The sequence below is a fragment of the Streptomyces ochraceiscleroticus genome (genome assembly GCF_000720485.1).
In the GTDB taxonomy this organism is placed as follows: domain Bacteria; phylum Actinomycetota; class Actinomycetes; order Streptomycetales; family Streptomycetaceae; genus Streptomyces; species Streptomyces ochraceiscleroticus.
On sequence record NZ_JOAX01000017.1, the window covers coordinates 91,221 to 108,264 of the forward strand.

15 protein-coding genes are annotated in these 17,044 nt (G+C 72.5%); 8 read left to right on the forward strand and 7 right to left on the reverse strand.

All coding sequences use genetic code 11. From position 1 onward, the window contains the following. Positions 1-53: 53 nt before the first annotated feature. Entirely contained in the window at positions 54-1,559 is a 1,506-nt protein-coding gene (locus IG84_RS0121560; RefSeq protein WP_031059605.1) for an SCO1417 family PLP biosynthesis transcription factor, read from the reverse strand. A gap of 99 nt (positions 1,560-1,658) precedes the next feature. On the opposite strand from IG84_RS0121560, the gene yczE reads away from it, so the two are divergent. The 4 genes from yczE (at position 1,659) to IG84_RS0121580 (ending at position 5,503) form a co-directional block, all read left to right on the forward strand. After that, positions 1,659-2,471 carry a membrane protein YczE gene (gene yczE, locus IG84_RS0121565; RefSeq protein ID WP_382467394.1) on the forward strand — a complete coding sequence of 271 codons (813 nt, stop codon included), beginning with the start codon at positions 1,659-1,661 and terminating at the stop codon, positions 2,469-2,471. Between the two features lie 170 nt (positions 2,472-2,641). Beyond that, the gene (locus IG84_RS0121570; RefSeq protein ID WP_245659481.1) at positions 2,642-3,442 is read left to right on the forward strand and encodes a glycerophosphodiester phosphodiesterase family protein; all 801 of its coding nucleotides are present in this window, start codon (positions 2,642-2,644) and stop codon (positions 3,440-3,442) included. Between the two features lie 73 nt (positions 3,443-3,515). Then, positions 3,516-4,868: an MFS transporter gene (locus tag IG84_RS0121575; RefSeq protein ID WP_031059615.1), complete on the forward strand. Its 1,353-nt coding sequence runs from the start codon at positions 3,516-3,518 to the stop codon at positions 4,866-4,868. A 257-nt stretch (positions 4,869-5,125) separates the two neighbouring features. After that, positions 5,126-5,503 carry an RNA polymerase-binding protein RbpA gene (locus IG84_RS0121580; RefSeq protein WP_030261439.1) on the forward strand — a complete coding sequence of 126 codons (378 nt, stop codon included), beginning with the start codon at positions 5,126-5,128 and terminating at the stop codon, positions 5,501-5,503. 80 nt (positions 5,504-5,583) lie between these two features. On the opposite strand, the gene fxsA is transcribed toward IG84_RS0121580, so the two are convergent. The 5 genes from fxsA to IG84_RS0121605 form a co-directional block, all read right to left on the reverse strand. Next, positions 5,584-6,150, reverse strand: coding sequence for an FxsA family membrane protein (gene fxsA, locus IG84_RS0121585; protein ID WP_031059618.1), 567 nt, complete (start codon positions 6,148-6,150; stop codon positions 5,584-5,586). Positions 6,151-6,343: 193 nt separating this feature from the next. Beyond that, entirely contained in the window at positions 6,344-7,123 is a 780-nt protein-coding gene (locus IG84_RS0121590; RefSeq protein WP_031059620.1) for a polyprenol monophosphomannose synthase, read from the reverse strand. After that, positions 7,120-8,832 carry an apolipoprotein N-acyltransferase gene (lnt, locus tag IG84_RS0121595; RefSeq protein ID WP_031059623.1) on the reverse strand — a complete coding sequence of 571 codons (1,713 nt, stop codon included), beginning with the start codon at positions 8,830-8,832 and terminating at the stop codon, positions 7,120-7,122. Before lnt ends, IG84_RS0121590 begins: the two co-directional genes overlap by 4 nt. 590 nt (positions 8,833-9,422) lie before the next feature. Beyond that, complete coding sequence (locus IG84_RS0121600) at positions 9,423-11,063, reverse strand: amidohydrolase (RefSeq protein WP_031059626.1); 1,641 nt, start codon at positions 11,061-11,063, stop codon at positions 9,423-9,425. A gap of 108 nt (positions 11,064-11,171) precedes the next feature. Beyond that, on the reverse strand, positions 11,172-11,612 hold the full coding sequence (locus IG84_RS0121605; protein WP_030608595.1) for an Lrp/AsnC family transcriptional regulator: 441 nt from the start codon (positions 11,610-11,612) through the stop codon (positions 11,172-11,174). A 208-nt stretch (positions 11,613-11,820) separates the two neighbouring features. Between IG84_RS0121605 and IG84_RS0121610 the strand changes: the two genes are divergently transcribed. Then, positions 11,821-12,234, forward strand: a complete 414-nt coding sequence (locus IG84_RS0121610) for a hypothetical protein (protein ID WP_031059630.1) — start codon at positions 11,821-11,823, stop codon at positions 12,232-12,234. Between the two features lie 165 nt (positions 12,235-12,399). Here the strand turns inward: IG84_RS0121610 and IG84_RS0121615 are convergent, their stop codons facing one another. Next, positions 12,400-13,572 (reverse strand): acyl-CoA dehydrogenase family protein, encoded by a 1,173-nt coding sequence (locus tag IG84_RS0121615; protein WP_031059634.1) that lies wholly within the window; start codon positions 13,570-13,572, stop codon positions 12,400-12,402. A 343-nt stretch (positions 13,573-13,915) separates the two neighbouring features. On the opposite strand from IG84_RS0121615, the gene IG84_RS0121620 reads away from it, so the two are divergent. From IG84_RS0121620 to IG84_RS0121630, 3 genes are all read left to right on the forward strand, one after another. Next, the gene (locus tag IG84_RS0121620) at positions 13,916-15,205 is read left to right on the forward strand and encodes a glycoside hydrolase family 18 protein (RefSeq protein WP_031059637.1); all 1,290 of its coding nucleotides are present in this window, start codon (positions 13,916-13,918) and stop codon (positions 15,203-15,205) included. A 322-nt stretch (positions 15,206-15,527) separates the two neighbouring features. Beyond that, positions 15,528-16,037, forward strand: coding sequence for a DUF6230 family protein (locus IG84_RS0121625; protein WP_382467418.1), 510 nt, complete (start codon positions 15,528-15,530; stop codon positions 16,035-16,037). Beyond that, on the forward strand, positions 16,028-17,044 hold the full coding sequence (locus tag IG84_RS0121630; RefSeq protein ID WP_245659485.1) for a DUF6114 domain-containing protein: 1,017 nt from the start codon (positions 16,028-16,030) through the stop codon (positions 17,042-17,044). The genes IG84_RS0121625 and IG84_RS0121630 overlap by 10 nt, the downstream gene beginning before the upstream one ends.

Sequence of the window (17,044 nt, forward strand, 5' to 3'; positions counted from 1 at the left end):
CGGTGTGCGGTCACCCTGCGGCACCGGTGCCAGGGCACTTTCCGGGACCGGTGTCAGGCCACGAAGGAGTGCAGCGTGTCGCTGTCCTGGGAGCGGCCCGTGGCGACGAGGTGGGCGGCGCCGGCCAGCCGGGAGGCGGCCTGGTCGGCGACCGCGCCGCTGACCGTGAATGGGAGGCGCACGAAGCCCTCGAAGGCGCCGTCCACACCGAAGCGCGGGCCCGACGGCACCCTTACGCCCAGCCGCTCCCCCGCCTCCGCGATGCGCGAGCCGGACAGGCCACCCGTGCGCGCCCAGAGGGTGAGGCCGCCGCTGGGGACGCTGAACTCCCAGTCGGGCAGGTGGCGTCGGACGGCGTCGACGATCGCGTCCCTGTTCTCGCGCGCCTGTTCCCGCCGGATGGCGACCGCTTCCTCCCAGCCGCCGCCGTCCAGCAGCGACGTGATGGCGAGCTGTTCGAGGACCGGCGAGCCGAGGTCGGCGTAGGCGCGGGCGGCGACCAGGCTGCGGATGATGTCCGGGGCCGCGCGCACCCAGCCGATGCGCATGCCGGCCCAGAACGCCTTGCTCGCCGAACCCACGGTGATCACCGAGCTGCCCGAGGGATCGAACGAGCAGACGGCGGGCGGCACTTCGACCCCGGGGTCGAGACACAGCTCGGCCATCGTCTCGTCGACGACCAGGACCGTGCCGGCCGAGCGGGCCGCCGCGACCAGTCCGCGCCGCTGCTCCTCCGTGGCGAGCGAGCCGGTGGGATTGTGGAAGTCGGCGACGACGTACGCCATACGGGGCGCGGCGTCCCGCATCACCTGGCGCCAGGCCGGGATGTCCCAGCCGCCCAGCCGCTCCGCGAGCGCCACGGGGACGAGCCGGGCCCCGGCGTCCCGCATGAGCTGCAGGATGTTCGCGTACGAGGGCGAGTCGACGGCCACCCGCTCCCCGGGGCGGGTGATCAGGCGGCAGATCGCGGCCACCGCGCCCATCGCGCCGGTGGTCACCATGATCTGCTCGGGCATGGTGGGGATGCCGCGGGCCGTGTAGCGGTCGGCAAGGGCCTGGCGCAGCGCGGGCAGCCCAGCCGGATAGTCGCCGTGCGTATGGGCGTACAGCGGCAGGTCCGCCATGACGCCCTGCACGGAGCGGGTGAGCCAGGGCTCGGGCGCGGGCAACGCGGCGCAGCCCAGGTCGATCATCGAGCCGGCGGCCTCCGGGGGCAGCGGCTCCAGGCCCCGGGTGGGCAGCGGATTGCCGGCCGGCACGGCCGTCCAGCTCCCCGAGCCGCGCCGGGACTCCAGGAAGCCCTCGGCGCGCAGCGCTTCGTAGGCGGCGGCGACGGTGGTCCTGCTGACGGACAGCGCGGCGGCCAGCTCGCGCTCGGCGGGCAGCCGCGCGGCCACCGGGACCCGCCCTTCGAGCACCAGGAGGCGGACGCCGTCGGCGAGGGTCCGGTACGCGGGGATACGGCGGCCGCCGACCGCCGCCGAGGCGGCGCGGTCGTCCTGCGACCGCACCAGGCGGGCGAGTTGGGCCGCACCCACCGCTGAAGTCCACTGCGCCATTTCGACCAGTCCACCTTTCCGTGATTGGCCATGGATCCCGGCCGCCAGCCCGCCACAGGCTGACCTCCTACAGTCCAATCTTGCCAGGAGGGGAACCCGTTGTCTGCAAAGGGACCTGCAAAGGCGTCCGCAAAGGGGCCCGCGGAGGGGTCGGGAAAGGGGCCGGAGGGCGGTTCGGCGGACGGCCGGGAGGGTGAGCCGGAGGCGGCCGCCGGGCGGCCCCGCGGGCGCCATCTGCCGCGACGGCTGGTCCAGCTCTACGTCGGTCTGGTGCTGTACGGCGTGAGCATGGGGCTGATGGTACGCGCGGACCTCGGCCTGGAGCCGTGGAGCGTGCTCAACCAGGGCATCGCGGAACACACCGGCCTGACGATCGGCACGGTCACGATCGTCTCCGGCGCGCTGATCCTGCTGCTGTGGATCCCGCTGCGGCAGCGCGTGGGCCTGGGCACGGTCTCGAACGTGATCGTGCTGGGCCTGGTGATGGACGCGACGATGGCCCTGGTGCCCGCGTCCTCGTCGTTCTGGGTGCGCATCCCGGTACTGGCCGGCGCGGTCGCCCTGAACGGCGCGGCGACCGGCCTGTACATCTCCGCGCGCTTCGGTCCCGGGCCGCGGGACGGGCTGATGACCGGGCTGCATCTGCGCACCGGCCGCCCCATTCGCCTTGTCCGTACCTGCATCGAGATCACCGTACTGGCCTCGGGCTTCGCGCTCGGCGGCTCGGTCGGCGTGGGCACGGTCGTGTACGCGCTGGCCATCGGGCCGATGGCGCAGTTCTTCCTGCGGCTCTTCGCGATCAAGGCACTGGACGAGCCGTCCCGGGTGGTCACGGGGAAGTCCGCGCCACAGGAGCAACCGGCGACGGCATCGGAGGCGGCACCGGAGGCGGTCACGGGCTGCGGGGCCTGAGGCGCGCGGCTTACGGGGGCGGGGCGCCTTCAGGGGGACGCGCCTCGGGCTGCGCCTTGGGAACCAGGGCCGCGGCTCGAAGGGCAGAGGCGCGCCTCGAAGGCCATGCGCGCGCCTCCGGGGCCGGACCCCGCTGCCTCTCTGTGCGGAGCGCGCGCCATACTGCCCGCGTGACCGTCTTGCGCCCGCGCCCCCGCCACCCGTACCTCGACCACCCGGCGCCGCTCGCCTTCGCCCACCGGGGCGGCGCGGCGGACGGCCTGGAGAACACCGCGCTCGCCTTCCGCCACGCCGTCGAACGTGGCTACCGCTATCTGGAGACCGATGTGCACGCCACGTCGGACGGCCGCCTGGTGGCGTTCCACGACGCCACCCTGGACCGGGTCACCGACAGCAGCGGCCGGATCGGGGCGCTGCCCTGGCGGGCCGTGCGGCAGGCCAGGGTGGCGGGCCGGGAGCCGCTGCCGCTCTTCGAGGAGCTGCTGGAGGAGTTCCCGGAGGCGCGCTGGAACGTGGACGTGAAGGCCGAGGCGGCGCTGCGCCCGTTGCTGGCGCTGCTGCGCCGTACGGGCGCGTGGGACAGGGTGTGCGTCGGCTCGTTCTCGGAGGCGCGGGCCGGGCGGGCGCAGCAGCTCGCGGGCGGCCGGCTGGCCACCTCGCTGGGCACCCGCGGGGTGGCGGGGCTGCGGCTGCGCTCCTACGGGCGGAGCCTGCCGCTGGACCGGTTGCTGGGCGCCGCGGTACGGCGCAGCGCGGTGTGCGTACAGGTACCGGAGCGGCACGCGGGTCTACGGGTGGTGGACCGGCTCTTCTTGCGCGCGGCCCGGCAGCTCGGGTTCCAGGTGCACGTCTGGACCGTGAACGACGCCGCGCGGATGGCGGATCTCCTGGATCTAGGTGTAGATGGCATCATGACCGATCACATAGACACGCTGCGGGATGTGCTGACCGCGCGGGGCGCCTGGACCTGACCTGACCCACGGGCACCGGCACCGCGACCGCTTCCGCCGCCGTGACGGGGAGCGCAAGGGGGAACCTGTGGGTGTGGACATCGCTGTCGAACCGGCCGAGCCGAACGACGTGGCCGACCGGCGGCGCGAGCAGCGCGGCTGGTACTGGTACGACTGGGCCAACAGCGTCTACTCGACGACCGTCCTGACGGTGTTCCTCGGGCCGTATCTGACGTCCGTGGCGAAGGCGGCGGCCGACGCGCACGGCTTCGTCCACCCGCTGGGCATCCCGGTACGCGCCGGATCGTTCTACGCGTACTCGGTGTCGGCCTCGCTGCTGCTGTCGGTGCTGGCGATGCCGCTGGCGGCGGCCGTCGCCGACCGCACAGGGCGCAAGAAGCCGCTGTTGGGCGGGGCCGCGTACACGGGCGCGGCGGCGACGACGGGGCTGCTCTTCCTGGGCGGCGACCGCTATCTGCTCGGCGGTGCGCTGCTGATCGTCGCGAACGTGTCCTTCGTCGTGTCGATGATGCTCTACAACTCCTACCTGCCGCAGATCGCGGCCCCCGAGGAGCGGGACGCGGTGTCCTCACGGGGCTGGGCGTTCGGTTACGCGGCGGGCGCGCTGGTCCTGGTGGCCAATCTGGTCCTGTACGCGGGCCACGCCTCCTTCGGTGTCTCGCAGGAGGACGCCATCCGGATCTGCCTGGCGTCGGCGGGCCTGTGGTGGGCGGTCTTCACCCTCGTACCGCTGCGCCGGCTCCGGGACCGCCGCCCGCTCCGTACGGCCACGCCCCCGCCCCCTGGAGGGGGCCTGCGGCAGCTCCGGGAGACGCTGCGCGACCTGCGCCGGTACCCGCTGACGCTGGCCTTCCTGCTCGCGTACCTGGTGTACAACGACGGGGTGCAGACCGTGATCACCCAGGCGTCGGTGTACGGCTCGGAGGAGCTGGGCCTGGACCAGACGACGCTGATCGTCGCGGTGCTGCTGGTGCAGGCGCTGGCGGCGGCGGGCGCGGTGCTGATGGGCCGGCTGGCCCGGCGGCACGGCGCCAAACGGACGATTCTTGCGTCGTTGGTGGCGTGGACGGCGGTGATCGTGGCGGGGTTCTTCCTGCCCGCGCACGCGCCCGTGTGGTTCTTCTGCCTGGCCGTGGCGATCGGGCTGGTGCTGGGCGGCAGTCAGGCGCTGTCGCGGTCGCTGTACTCGCATCTGATCCCGCGCGGAAAAGAGGCCGAATACTTCGCCGCGTACGAGATCAGCGACCGGGGTGTGAGCTGGCTGGGGCCGCTGGTCTTCGGGATCGCCTACCAACTGACGGGCAGCTATCGCGACGCGATCGCCTCGCTGGCGGCGTTCTTCTTGATCGGATTTGTCCTGCTCGCCCGTGTGCCCGTGCGGCGCGCGGCGGTGGCGGCCGGAAACCGCGTCCCCGACCTGATTTAGGCAAGTGGCACGCGGGCCGGTAGTGTACGCCTTTGGCTCACCAGGCGGACCGTTACTGCGCGCTGAACTTCGGACAGCGTCGGGTGACATCTGCTGCCAGATGTGACAAACCGGGCGCTGGTGGGTACAACAAGGGGCGGCACGACGGGCGACCTGGGTCCCGAATTCGGGAATCTTCACCGCCGACCGGACGTTGACCGGATGACGACGACAGCGACACCTGTCCTGTGGGCGACAAAGCCCGGGAGGCACGATTCATGAGTGAGCGAGCTCTTCGCGGCACGCGACTTGTGGTGACCAGCTACGAGACCGACCGCGGCATCGACCTGGCCCCGCGCCAGGCGGTGGAGTACGCATGCGAGAAGGGACATCGCTTTGAGATGCCCTTCTCGGTAGAGGCCGAGATTCCGTCGGAATGGGAGTGCAAGGTTTGCGGCGCTCCCGCACTTCTGGTGGATGGCGATGGCCCTGAGGAGAAGAAGGGCAAGCCCGCGCGTACGCACTGGGACATGCTCATGGAGCGGCGCACCCGCGAGGAGCTCGAGGAGGTGCTGGCCGAGAGGCTGGCCGTCCTGCGCTCCGGCACCATGAACATCGCTGTGCACCCGCGCGACAGCAACAAGAAGTCCGCCTGACGGCGAACCTCACGTCGAGGGCCGGTATCCCTGCTACGGCAGGGGTACCGGCCCTCGCGGCGTTCTCGGAGCCCACGTCCTCAGCGGGGCAGCGGCGGGTCCTGCCGGGGCGGGGCGGGCGGCTCGTCGTCGCGGACGACCTCGCCCGGGACGACCTTGCCGTCCGGAGCGTGCATACGCGCCTGCTGGAAGGCGTCGCCGAAGGAGCCCGGGGTGTGGCGCACCTGGCGGGCCAGCAGGCGCTCCACGCGCCGCTGGAGGATTTTCCTGGTCGGCGGGAAGAGGCACAGCAGCCCCGCCGCGTCCGAGACCGGCCCGGGGCACATCAGGAGCAGCCCGCCGAGCATCGGCAGCATGTTGCCGCCGCCGGCCTCCGGGGCCGGCTTCGCGGGATCGGCGCCGGGCTGCTGGAAGGCGCCCGCCAGGTTCTGCCAGGCGCGCCGGCCGGCCCGCTTGATGACGTAACCGCCGATGACCACGCCGGCCACCAGCAGGAGAAAGACCGTCAGTCCGCCCGCTGCCTGCCCGACCAGGGTGAGCAGCCAGACCTCCAGGACGACCCACACGGCGATGCCGAGCGGCACCAGACGGCGGGCGCGGGAGCGCTGGGGCGGACGGGAACGCGGGGGCGTGGTGGCGGACGTCATGGTTCAAGTGTGCCTGGTCGGGCGGCGTTCGCTACGGGCCCCTGCGCCCCGCAGCCGTGGCAGGGCCCCTCCCTCTCCCCCACCAGTGAGTGGGACCCCCTCCCCCGCCACCACCGCACACCCCCAAACTAGCCCCGGCCGCCCCCCGCCCCCGAGTTATCCACAGGCCCACCTCAGCAGCTCCCCTCGCCCCTCAGCCGCTCTTCTTGCCGCGCAGCTTGTCCAGGCGGGAGCCGACGCCCCAGGCCGTCACGCGCCACAGGGCCTCCACGACGATGTCGCGGTTCATCTTGCTGTCGCCCCGCTCGCGTTCGACGAACGTGATGGGTACCTCGACGACGTGGTAGCCGGCCTCGACGGCCCGCCGGGCCAGGTCGACCTGGAAGCAGTACCCCTGCGAGGCGACCTCCTCCAGGCCCAGCCCCTGCAGTGTCTCCTTGCGGAAGGCCCGGAAGCCGCCGGTGACGTCCCGGATCGGCACGTCCAGCAGCAGCCGGGAGTACGTGCTGCCGCCGCGGGAGAGGAACTCGCGGTACTTGGGCCAGTTCACCACCCGGCCGCCGGGCATCCAGCGCGAGCCGAGCACGAGGTCGGCGCCCTTCAGGGCGGTCAGCAGCCGGGGCAGTTCCTCGGGCTGGTGGGAGCCGTCGGCGTCCATCTCCACGAGGACGTCGTAGCCGTGCTCGATGCCCCACTGGAAGCCCGCGAGGTAGGCGGCGCCCAGGCCCTCCTTGCCCTGGCGGTGCAGGACGTGCACGTGGTCGTCGGCCGCGGCCAGTTCGTCGGCGAGCTTGCCCGTGCCGTCCGGGCTGTTGTCGTCGGCGACCAGTACGTGCGCGGCGGGCACTCCGGCGCGCACCCGGTCGACGACCGGCTTGATGTTCTCCGCCTCGTTGAACGTCGGAATGATCACCAAGATGTCGCCCAGCGGTCCGTACTGCCGCCGCTCGCCGCCCTGTCCGCCGTCTGTCACTGCTGTCCCTTCCCGTCCTTCGTACGCCCGCGCCGGCCGAGCACGAAGGCGGCAGCGCAGGACAGAAGGCCCACCATAGCGATCACCCATTCCGGAGACGCGCCGACGCGGTCGGCGACGGTCTTTTCCTCCCGCAGCGGAAGGCTCGCGCTGACCACGCCCTGGGTGAATTCGGGGATGCGGTGGGTGATTTCGCCGTTCGGGGCGACGACGGCGCTGATGCCGCTGGTGGCCGCGGTGACGACTGCGCGGCCGTGCTCGACGGCGCGCAGCCGGGACATCGCGAGCTGCTGCTCGGGCTGGCCGGTGCGCCCGTAGGTGGCGTTGTTGGTCTGCACGATGAGGGCGCGCGCCCCGGCGTTCACGGTGTCGTGCACGATCTCGTCGTACGCCACCTCGAAGCAGATGACGTCGCCGAGCTTCGCGCCCGCCATGTTCATCACGCCGGTGTGGTCACCGGGGTAGAAGTCGCGCGGCACCCGCTGGAGGCGCGTGATGACCTTGCTGAGTTCCTTGCGGAAGGGCACGTACTCGCCGAACGGCACCGGGTGCTGCTTGGTGTACGAGGCGCCGGGGCCGGTCTTCGGGTCCCAGAGGATGCCTTCGTTGAAGACGTAGCCGGACTTGGTCGGGTGGTCCACGAGGGCGCCGACGAGCACGGGGACCCCGATCGCCCGCACGGCCTTGTTGATCCGGTCGTACGCCTCCGGGTACTGGAAGGGGTCCAGGTCGGAGGAGTTCTCCGGCCAGATGACGAGGTCGGGCTTCTTGGCGCGGCCGGCCTTCACGTCGGCGGCCAGCTTCTCGGTGGCGCGGGCGTGATTTTCCGTGATCATCATCGGGCGGCCGAGGAAGTCCATGCCGGGCTGCTGCACGTTGCCCTGCACGACGGCGATGTCCAGGTGGTCGGTGGCCTCGGTCGGTACCGGCACGGCGTACCCGGCGACGGTGACGGCCGCGGCGAGCCCGAAGGCTTCGAGGGCCGGGAGGGCCCGGCGCAGCCGCGTACCGGCCGCGCTGTCCGCCCGGCGGAGCTGCCAGAGCGTCACGGCGAGTGCGGCGAGCAGCGCGCCGGTGAGCGCGACGGCGAAGGTCACCAGGGGCGCGCCGCCGAGGGCGGCCAACGGGGTGTAGGGCGAGCCGGTGTTGGCGAAGGCGAGCCGGCCCCAGGGGAAGCCCCCGAAGGGCACGCGGTCGCGGGCCCATTCCTGGGCGACCCACAGGCAGGCGGCCCACAGGGGCCATGCCTTCAGGCGCGAGGTGACCGCCAGTCCGGCGCCGAGCAGCGCTACGAAGACGGCCTCGGCGAAGGCGAGGCCGATCACGGCGTCCCAGCCGACCACGTGCAGCCACTTCAGCAGCAGGAAGAAGAAGGGCCAGCCGAACACCAGGCCGGTCCAGGCCGCCTGACGTGCCGTACGGCCGCGGGTGAGCAGGCTGAGTCCCGCCACCGCCACGATGGACAGCGGCCACAGGTCGTACGGCGGGAAGGCGAGCCCCAGGGTGAGTCCGGCGAGGACCGCGAGTACCGTGCGCGGCGTTTCGCGGCGCACGAGGGCGGCGAGGCGCCGCAGGCGTCCGGGGCGGCGTTCTGCGGCGTCGGGCGCCTCGGTGGCCACGGGGCCGCCGTCGGCGGCGGGGCCGTCCCCGCCAGGGCCCTTGGCGGGGCCTGGCACGGCTTCGGCGGTGGTTTCGGAGCCCGATGGCACAGTCGCGGCCTTCCTGCAGGTCGTGCGGTGGTGAGCCGACGGTACAACGGGGCGCGTGCGCGCGGGACGCCGGTGACCGGTACGGGTACGCGCGCTCGCTCTCTGTGAGGCGAGGACGGTGCCGCTTACGGGGAGAGGGCCTCGTGACGAGGCGGGGTGCGGGTGGGGCGGAGATCCGCGGGGTGCGGATCGGGGCCCGGCGCCCTTCGGGCCGACCTGGGGCCCGCTGGCTGCGGGTCGACCGAGAGCCGTTGTCTACTGAGCGTCCGGGCCCCACCCGGGTCGCACCCGCCGACCTGCCGAAACCTGAACCGTCGCTTCCGTGCCGCAGGGGTGGACCTGGCTCCCAGTTGTGGTGTGCCGTGCGGCGCACCACCCCATGGCCCAGCTGCGTTCGACGGCTGCGCGGAGGTCTGCCGGTCGGACGTCCTTGTGGTGGACTCGGCCGAACCTACCGGCCGCCGACGGGCTCCTGTCAACATCTGTTCTACCTGCGTCGTTTTTGCGTTCAACCAGGTCAGTGCCGAACTGCCGCAGGTAGGGCGAGTACGCGCCGGGCACGTCGCCCGGCGGCACCCGCCGTGGGAGGTTCACTCGTTCGGCCGCTGGAAGACGGTCCGGCCGCCGACGACCGTCCGCAGGCAGCGCGGCAGCTCCTGGCCGGGGGTGAGGTCGGGCAGGCCGGGGGTGCCGGAGCGGGGGTCGGTGGACCAGCGCTCGACGCGCTCGTCGGGGGCCTGGACGAGCAGTTCGCCGGTGTGCCAGACCGCGTAGTCGGCGGGTGCGCCCGGTACGAGGATGCCCGCGTCGTCGCGGCCGACGGCCCGCCAGCCGCCGCGGGTGTGTGCGGTGAATGCAGCGCGCGCGGAGATGCCGTGTCCGGGGGTGCGGTGGAAGACGGCGGCGCGGACGGTGCCCCAGGGGTCGAGCGGGGTGACGGGGCTGTCGGAGCCGAGGGCGAGCGGGACGCCGGCCTTGAGGAGGGCTGCGTAGGGGTTGAGGGTGCGGGCCCGTTCGGCGCCGAGGCGGGTGGCGTACATGCCGTGCTCGCCGCCCCACAGGGCGTCGAAGGAGGGCTGTACGGAGGCGGTCAGGGCGAGTTCGGCGAAGCCGGAGATGGTGGCCGGGGTGAGCATCTCGCAGTGTTCGATGCGGTGCCGGGCGGCGCGTACCCGGTCCAGGCCGACGCGGTCGGCTGCCGTCCGTACGCCGTCGACGACGGCGGTGAGTCCGGCGTCGCCGATGGCGTGGAAGCCTGCCTGGAGGCCGGCTTCGGTGCAGGCGGCGACGTGCGCGGCGACGGTGTCGGCGTCGAGCAGTGCGTTGCCCGTGTGCGCGGCGTCGGCGTACGGGGTGCAGAGGTGGGCGGTGTGGGAGCCGAGCGAGCCGTCGGCGAACAGGTCGCCCGCGGCGCCGACGGCGCCGAGCTTCCTGATCCGCTCCGCGTCCTTTGCGGTTGTGATGAGCTCGCCCCAGTAGCCGACGACGCGCGGGCCGTCGCCGGCGGCGGCGCGGGCGAGCAGCGCGGTCAGGTCGTCCTCGCCGGAGATCTCCGGGCCGGCGCATTCGTGGACGGTGCCGATGCCGAGCGACGCGGCGTGCGCGAGCGCGGCGGCCTGTGCGTCGGCGCGCTGGGCGGGGGTGACGGTGTCGTAGGCGGCTTGCCGGACGGCGTGGTGGGCGTCGCCGGTGAGCGGCCCGGCGGGGTCGAATCCGGCGCGTTCCCGCAGGCCGGGGACGAGGTCCTGGAGGGCGGTGGTGACGGCGGCGGAGTGCACGTCGATGCGGCTGAGGTAGAGCGGGCGGCCGCCGGTGGCTTCATCCAGCTCGGTGCGGGAGGGCGGGCGGCCCTCGGGCCAGGCGGAGGCGTCCCAGCCGTGGCCGAGCAGTACGCGGTCGGCGGGACGGGCCGCGGCGAAGGAGCGAATGCGCTCCAGGGCGCCGGAGAGGGAGCGGGTGTCGCTGAGGTCCAGGCCGGTCAGCGCGAGCCCGGTGGCGGTGGTGTGCACATGTGCGTCAGTGAACGCGGGGGTCACGAGCGCGCCGTCGAGGTCGATGACCTCGTCGACCCCGTCGGCGAAGGAGTCGGCGGCGCCCTCGGAGCCGACCCAGGCGACCGAGCCGCCCTCGACGACCATGGCGGTGGCGAAGGGGTCGGCCGGGCTGTGGACCTCGCCGCGGCGCAGCAGGACGGTGCGGTCGGGGGCCGGTGCGGGGGTGCGTTCACTCATACCGGACAGTTTCGCCCCTGCGCGTGCCCGGCGGTCGCGCGGGGTGGGTGTGGCGCGGCCGTACCCGTACGGTGCCGCCGCCCCTTGAGGGCCCGCGGGCCCCCCGCTTCAGATGCGGGGCGGCCGGGCCTCGTACGGCGTGGACAGCACCACGGTGGTGCGCGTCGAGACGCCCGCGAGGGTACGGATGCGGGTCAGCAGGTGCTCCAGGTCCAGCGGCGCGGCCACCCGGACCTTGAGGATGTAGTTCTCGTCGCCCGCGACGCTGTGGCATGCCTCCAGTTCGGGGACCTCGGCCAGCCGCTCGGCGATGTCGTCCGGGGCGCTGGGGTCGAAGGGTTTGACCGAGATGAAGGCGGTCAGGGGCAGCCCCACCGCCTCGGGGTCGACGATGGCGGCATAGCCGCGGATCACGCCGCGCTGCTCCAGTCTGCGCACGCGCTGATGCACCGCCGAGGTGGACAGGCCAGTGGCCTTGCCCAGGTCGGTGTAGCTCATCCGCCCGTCCTTGACGAGCAGATCCACGATTTGTCGGTCCAGCTCCTCCACACGATCAACCTACTGTGCCGGAGCACTACGGCGCAGCTCGCGCCGGATCGTGGACACCGCGCGCCCCCCTGTGTGACGAAGACCACACCCTTCACTCCGTGTCCGGCCGGAAGCCGAGATTATGCAGCGGAGAGGCAGGGAAATGCTCGTGGTGGTCGAGGCCGCCCAACACAGGACGATGGCGGTACTCGCAGCCCACCCGAGGGGGATGGACATCATGCGACGCCCTAAGCAGGAATCCACGCTGGAGAACACCGCCGCCCAGGAGGGCGACAGTTTCCGCGACGACGACTTCGACGCCTTCGACACCGTCGAGCTCTACCGCGTCAGCTGCCCGGACTGCGGGCAGCCCATCGCGCTGCTCGCCGACGAGGACACGCTGCCCGAGCACGCGGTCTGCTCCTCGCCCTGGAACCCCTTCGGCCTGACGGTCTGCCAGGGGTCCGGCCGGGGCGTGGCCGAGACGGCCTCCGCCGATGACGTACTGGCCCCCCAGGAGCAGGACAGCGGCATGCTCCTGACGCTCCCGGCGGGCCTGGACTGGCGCACCCAGCCGTTCTCCCACGTGGGCGGCCCCGGCTCCCGTCCGGTGCGCGTCCCCCTGATGCGCCGGCACCGCTGACGCGCCCGCGGACCGGCAACCGCGACATCACCGTGCGAGTGAGCCGCCCGACTCACTCGCACCCTCTTGCCGCACGATGAGCACCCGCCTCCCGCAATACGGCCTTTGACGCTCCGTCAGCGGTACTGCGCCGCCTGCGGGCTGTGCCGTCAGCGGGCCGTACCGTCAGCGTGACTCGGGGCCCGCGAGGTGCCGGGCGATGACCATCCGCTGGATCTGGTTGGTGCCCTCGACGATCTGCAGGACCTTGGCCTCGCGCATATAGCGCTCGGCCGGGAAGTCCGCGGTGTAGCCGTACCCTCCGAGCAGTTGGACCGCGTCGGTCGTGATGCGCATCGCCGCGTCCGAGCAGAAGAGCTTGGCCATGGCCGCTTCCTTGGTGAAGGGGCGGCCCTCGTCCCGCAGCCGCGCCGCGGTCAGGTAGAGCGACCGTCCGGCCGTCACCTGCGTGGCCATGTCGGCGAGCATGAAGCGCAGCCCCTGGTAGTCGGCGAGGGGGCGGCCGAACTGACGGCGGGTCGCGACGTACCCCAGCGCCTCATCGAGGGCCGCCTGCGCCACACCCACGGCGCACGCGGCGATGCCGAGCCGGCCGGAGTCCAGCGCGTCGAGCGCGATGGCGAAGCCCTGGCCCTCCTCGCCGATCCGGCGCGCGTCCCCGATCCGCACCCCGTCGAAGTGCACTTGCGCCGTGGGCGAGCCCTTCATGCCCATCTTGCGCTCCGGCGCGGCGGCGCTCAGCCCCTCGGCGTCGCCGGGCACCAGGAAGGCCGTGATGCCGTGCGCGCCCGCTCCCCCGGTGCGGGCGAGGACGGTGTAGAAGTCGGCGATGCCGCCGTGGGTGGTCCACGCCTTCGTGCCGTCCAGGACCCAGGTGTCACCGTCGCGCGTGGCGCGGGTGGTCAGGGACGCGGCGTCCGACCCGGCGGCGGGCTCGGAGAGGCAGTACGCGCCGAGCAGCCCGCCGCCGAGCATCGCGGGCAGGTGCTCGGCACGCTGCTCCTTCGTGCCGTACGCGGCGAGCGCGTGGCAGGCCAGGGTGTGGACGCTGACGCCGAGGCCGACGGTGAGCCGGGCGGTGGCCAGCTCTTCGAGGACCTGGAGGTAGACCTCGTACGGCTGGCCGCCCCCGCCGAACTCCTCGGCGTAGGCCAGGCCGAGCAGGCCCGACTCCGAGAGCAGGGTGAAGAGCTCGCGGGGGAACCGGCCCACCTCCTCCTCGGCGGCGGCCGTGGGCGCGATCTCGCGGGCCGCCAGATCGCGTACGAGCGTCATGAGCTGGCGGGCTTCGTCGGTGGGCAGCCTGCGGTCCACGGGCCTGGGGCCGTACTCGGTCATGGCGGCGCTCTCCTCCCTGTAGGGCACTGCGGCGCGCGCCGCTCGGGTGGCGCGGCGCGACCGGTCCCACTGCCGTGATGGTCTCTCTCCGGGTCGCGGAAGGCGATGACCTGCGGCGGTGGCGCAAGGAGTATGCCCAATACGGCGGTGTCCTTCACTCCTTGATCGGCTTCTTCCGGTGGTCGCCGGATCGTGTGCGGGAGTTCAGCAAATTGGTCCAAACCATTGACCGAGTTGGTCTAGTCCTTCTACCTTCTCCCCCGACGCTCCACGCGTTCGGCGCCACTGCGGACGCAGGTCACAGCACTTCCCCCTCGATGGACCCCCACTCCGAGGAGCAACCATGCTCAGACCGCACAAGAAGCGCCTCCACCATGGATTCGCGGCCGTGGCCGCGGCCCTGTGCACGGCCGCGATGGCCGCCGGCGCGCTCACCGGAACCGCCGCGGCCGCGCCCGCCGACTCCGCCCCCGCCACCGCCAAGGCCGCCGCCACACAACCCGCTTCGGGCGCGGGGACCAAGGCGGCCGGCAACAAGGTCGTCGGATACTTCACCAACTGGGGCGTCTACCAGCGCAATTACCACGTCAAGAACATCGAGACCTCCGGCTCGGCGAACAAGCTGACGCACATCAACTACGCCTTCGGCAACGTCACCGGCGGCAAGTGCGCGATCGGCGACGCGTACGCCGACTACGACAAGGCGTACACCGCGGACCAGAGCGTCGACGGCAAGGCCGACACCTGGGACAACGGCGCGCTGCGCGGCAACTTCAACCAGCTGCGCAAGCTCAAGGCGCTGCACCCGAACCTCAAGGTGATCTGGTCCTTCGGCGGCTGGACCTGGTCCGGCGGGTTCGCCGAGGCCGCCAAGAACCCGGCGGCGTTCGCGCAGTCCTGTTACGACCTGGTCGAGGACAAGCGCTGGGCGGACGTCTTCGACGGCATCGACATCGACTGGGAGTACCCCAACGCCTGCGGCCTGACCTGCGACACCAGCGGCCGGACCGCCTTCACGAACGTCATGAAGGCGCTGCGCGCGAAGTTCGGCAGCTCCAACCTGGTGACCGCGGCGATCACCGCGGACGCCTCCTCCGGCGGCAAGATCGACGCCGCCGACTACGCGGGCGCCGCACAGTACGTCGACTGGTACAACCCCATGACGTACGACTACTTCGGCGCCTGGGACGCGAAGGGGCCGACGGCCCCGCACTCCCCGCTGACCTCGTACAACGGCATACCGAAGGCCGGCTTCAACACCGCCGACACCACCAAGAAGCTCAAGGGCCTCGGCATCCCGGCCGGCAAGCTGCTGCTGGGCGTCGGCTTCTACGGGCGCGGCTGGAGCGGTGTCACGCAGGACGCGCCGGGCGGCACGGCGACCGGCGCGGCGCCGGGCAAGTACGAGGCGGGCATCGAGGACTACAAGGACCTCAAGGGACGCTGCCCGGCGACCGGCAAGGTCGGCGGCACCGCGTACGCCAAGTGCGGTGACCAGTGGTGGAGTTACGACACTCCGGAGACCATCGGCACGAAGATGAACTTCAAGAACGAGCAGGGCATGGGCGGCACGTTCTTCTGGGAGCTGAGCGGGGACACCGCGAGCGGCGAGCTGATCAAGGCGATCAACTAACACCCCTCGGGCGAGTCGTACGTGAGGGCGGGTGGCTGCGGCCGCCCGCCCTTCGTCGTGCCCGTCATGGTCACCGCCCTTCGTCGTGCAGCACTGTTGACGCACCGTCAACAAGGGCCCTAATCTCTCGACAGCTACCTTCGTTACCGCAAGTAACCGCACGTCAGCGCTGTGACCGTACCGCCATGACCGAGCGCTCCCCCGGGAGGAAGCAGTGGGCAGGAATCAGCGGGCCGTACCGGAAGAAGGCCGCACGTCCTGGAGGAAGAGCGCGGCCCTGGCCGTGCCGGCGGTACTGGCCGTCGGGGCGCTGGCGACCGTGATGGCGCAGGGCGTACTCGCCGCGTCGTTCGCCGTCTCCGGCACCAACTTTCAGGTGACTTCGGGCAAGTTGACCAGCGACGGGCTGGCCTCGTACGTACACACCGACCGCACCGCCGACGGCACCGGCCATCCGGTGGCCCTGCTCGGCATCGGCACGGCGCGACTCTCCGACATCTGCCAGTCGGCGCAGGTCAGCACGCCGATGGGGCCGGTGGTCTTCAAACTCACCGCGGGCGGGAAGGCGGGCCCCGTCACCGCGGACAACCTCGTCATCGACGGGGAGGACCTGGTCGGCGACGCGCGCTTCGGCACGGCGCAGATCGGCCGGGACGCCTCGACGCTGGACGAAGTACCGGGCATCCGCGGCCCGAAGGGGAAATTCGGACTGCAGGCCGGTGACATCGAGGTCGCGGGCGTGAAGTCGCACGCCTGGTCGGCCACGGGCGGCAACTTCCGCCTCAAGGGCCTGAAGCTGGGCGTCAGCCTGGACGGCGAGAAATGCTTCTGAGGCGCCCGGGGCTGCCCGCCGCACTGACGAGGCGGCTCACGGCCCTGCGCGCGCGGCTGACAGTGCAGGCGGCTCGGCTGCCCTGGCCTGAGGTGCGGGCCCGGTTTCGCGGGTGGCGGCGGACCCGGCCGTTCTGGGCCGGGCTGCTGCTGGTACTCGGCGGGGCAGAGCTGCTGCTCGTCCCGCTCTCCCCGCTCGGCGTGCTGGTCAGCCTGGGGCTCGGCGGGCTCGCGGCGCTCGGCATCGGGCTGGCGCTGATCGTGGCCGGGCTGTTCCTGTGGTGCGCCCCGGCCGCGCGGCACTACGTGAGCGTCAACGCGCTGATCCTGTCCGTGATTTCCTTCGCGGCCACCAACCTCGGCGGCTTCCTGGTCGGCATGGGGCTGGGCATCGCGGGCGCGGCGATGGGCTTCGGCTGGACGCCGCTTCCCGAGCAGCCGGGCCCGGCGGCACAGGCCGGCGCCGCTCCCCCGGCCGCCCGTACGGGCCCGTCCACCACCCTCGCCGTGGCCCTGCCCGTCGCCCTCCTCGCCGCGCTCGGGACACCCGCCACCGAGGCCCGGGCCGCCGGGCCGGGCTTCCCCGCCCCCGCCGCCGTCCCCACCGTCACGACCAGCCGTTTCGCGCCGAAGGGCTTCACTCTCGCCGGGGTCGAGGACGTGCCCACCGCACGCGGCCCGGTCCGGGCGATGGTGCTGAAGATGAAGGCCGCCTCCCTCACCGACTACCGCCTCCTCACCCACGACGGCAGCGACGAACTGGGGCTGGGCGCCTCGTCGCTGGAGCTGAGCGGCGACGTCACGCTCTACCTGACGAAGTTCCGCGGCTGCGTGGAGGGGGTGCTCTGCCTGACCTTCACCCCGGACCGGCTGCCCGTACCGCCGCTGGTGCCGCCCTTCGTGTACATGACCGACGTCTCCGCCGAGCAGGCGCTGGTCACCTCGGACCTGATCGTCGCCGACGGCCTGCGGCTGCGCGCGGACGGGCCGGTGCCGCCGACCGCCTGA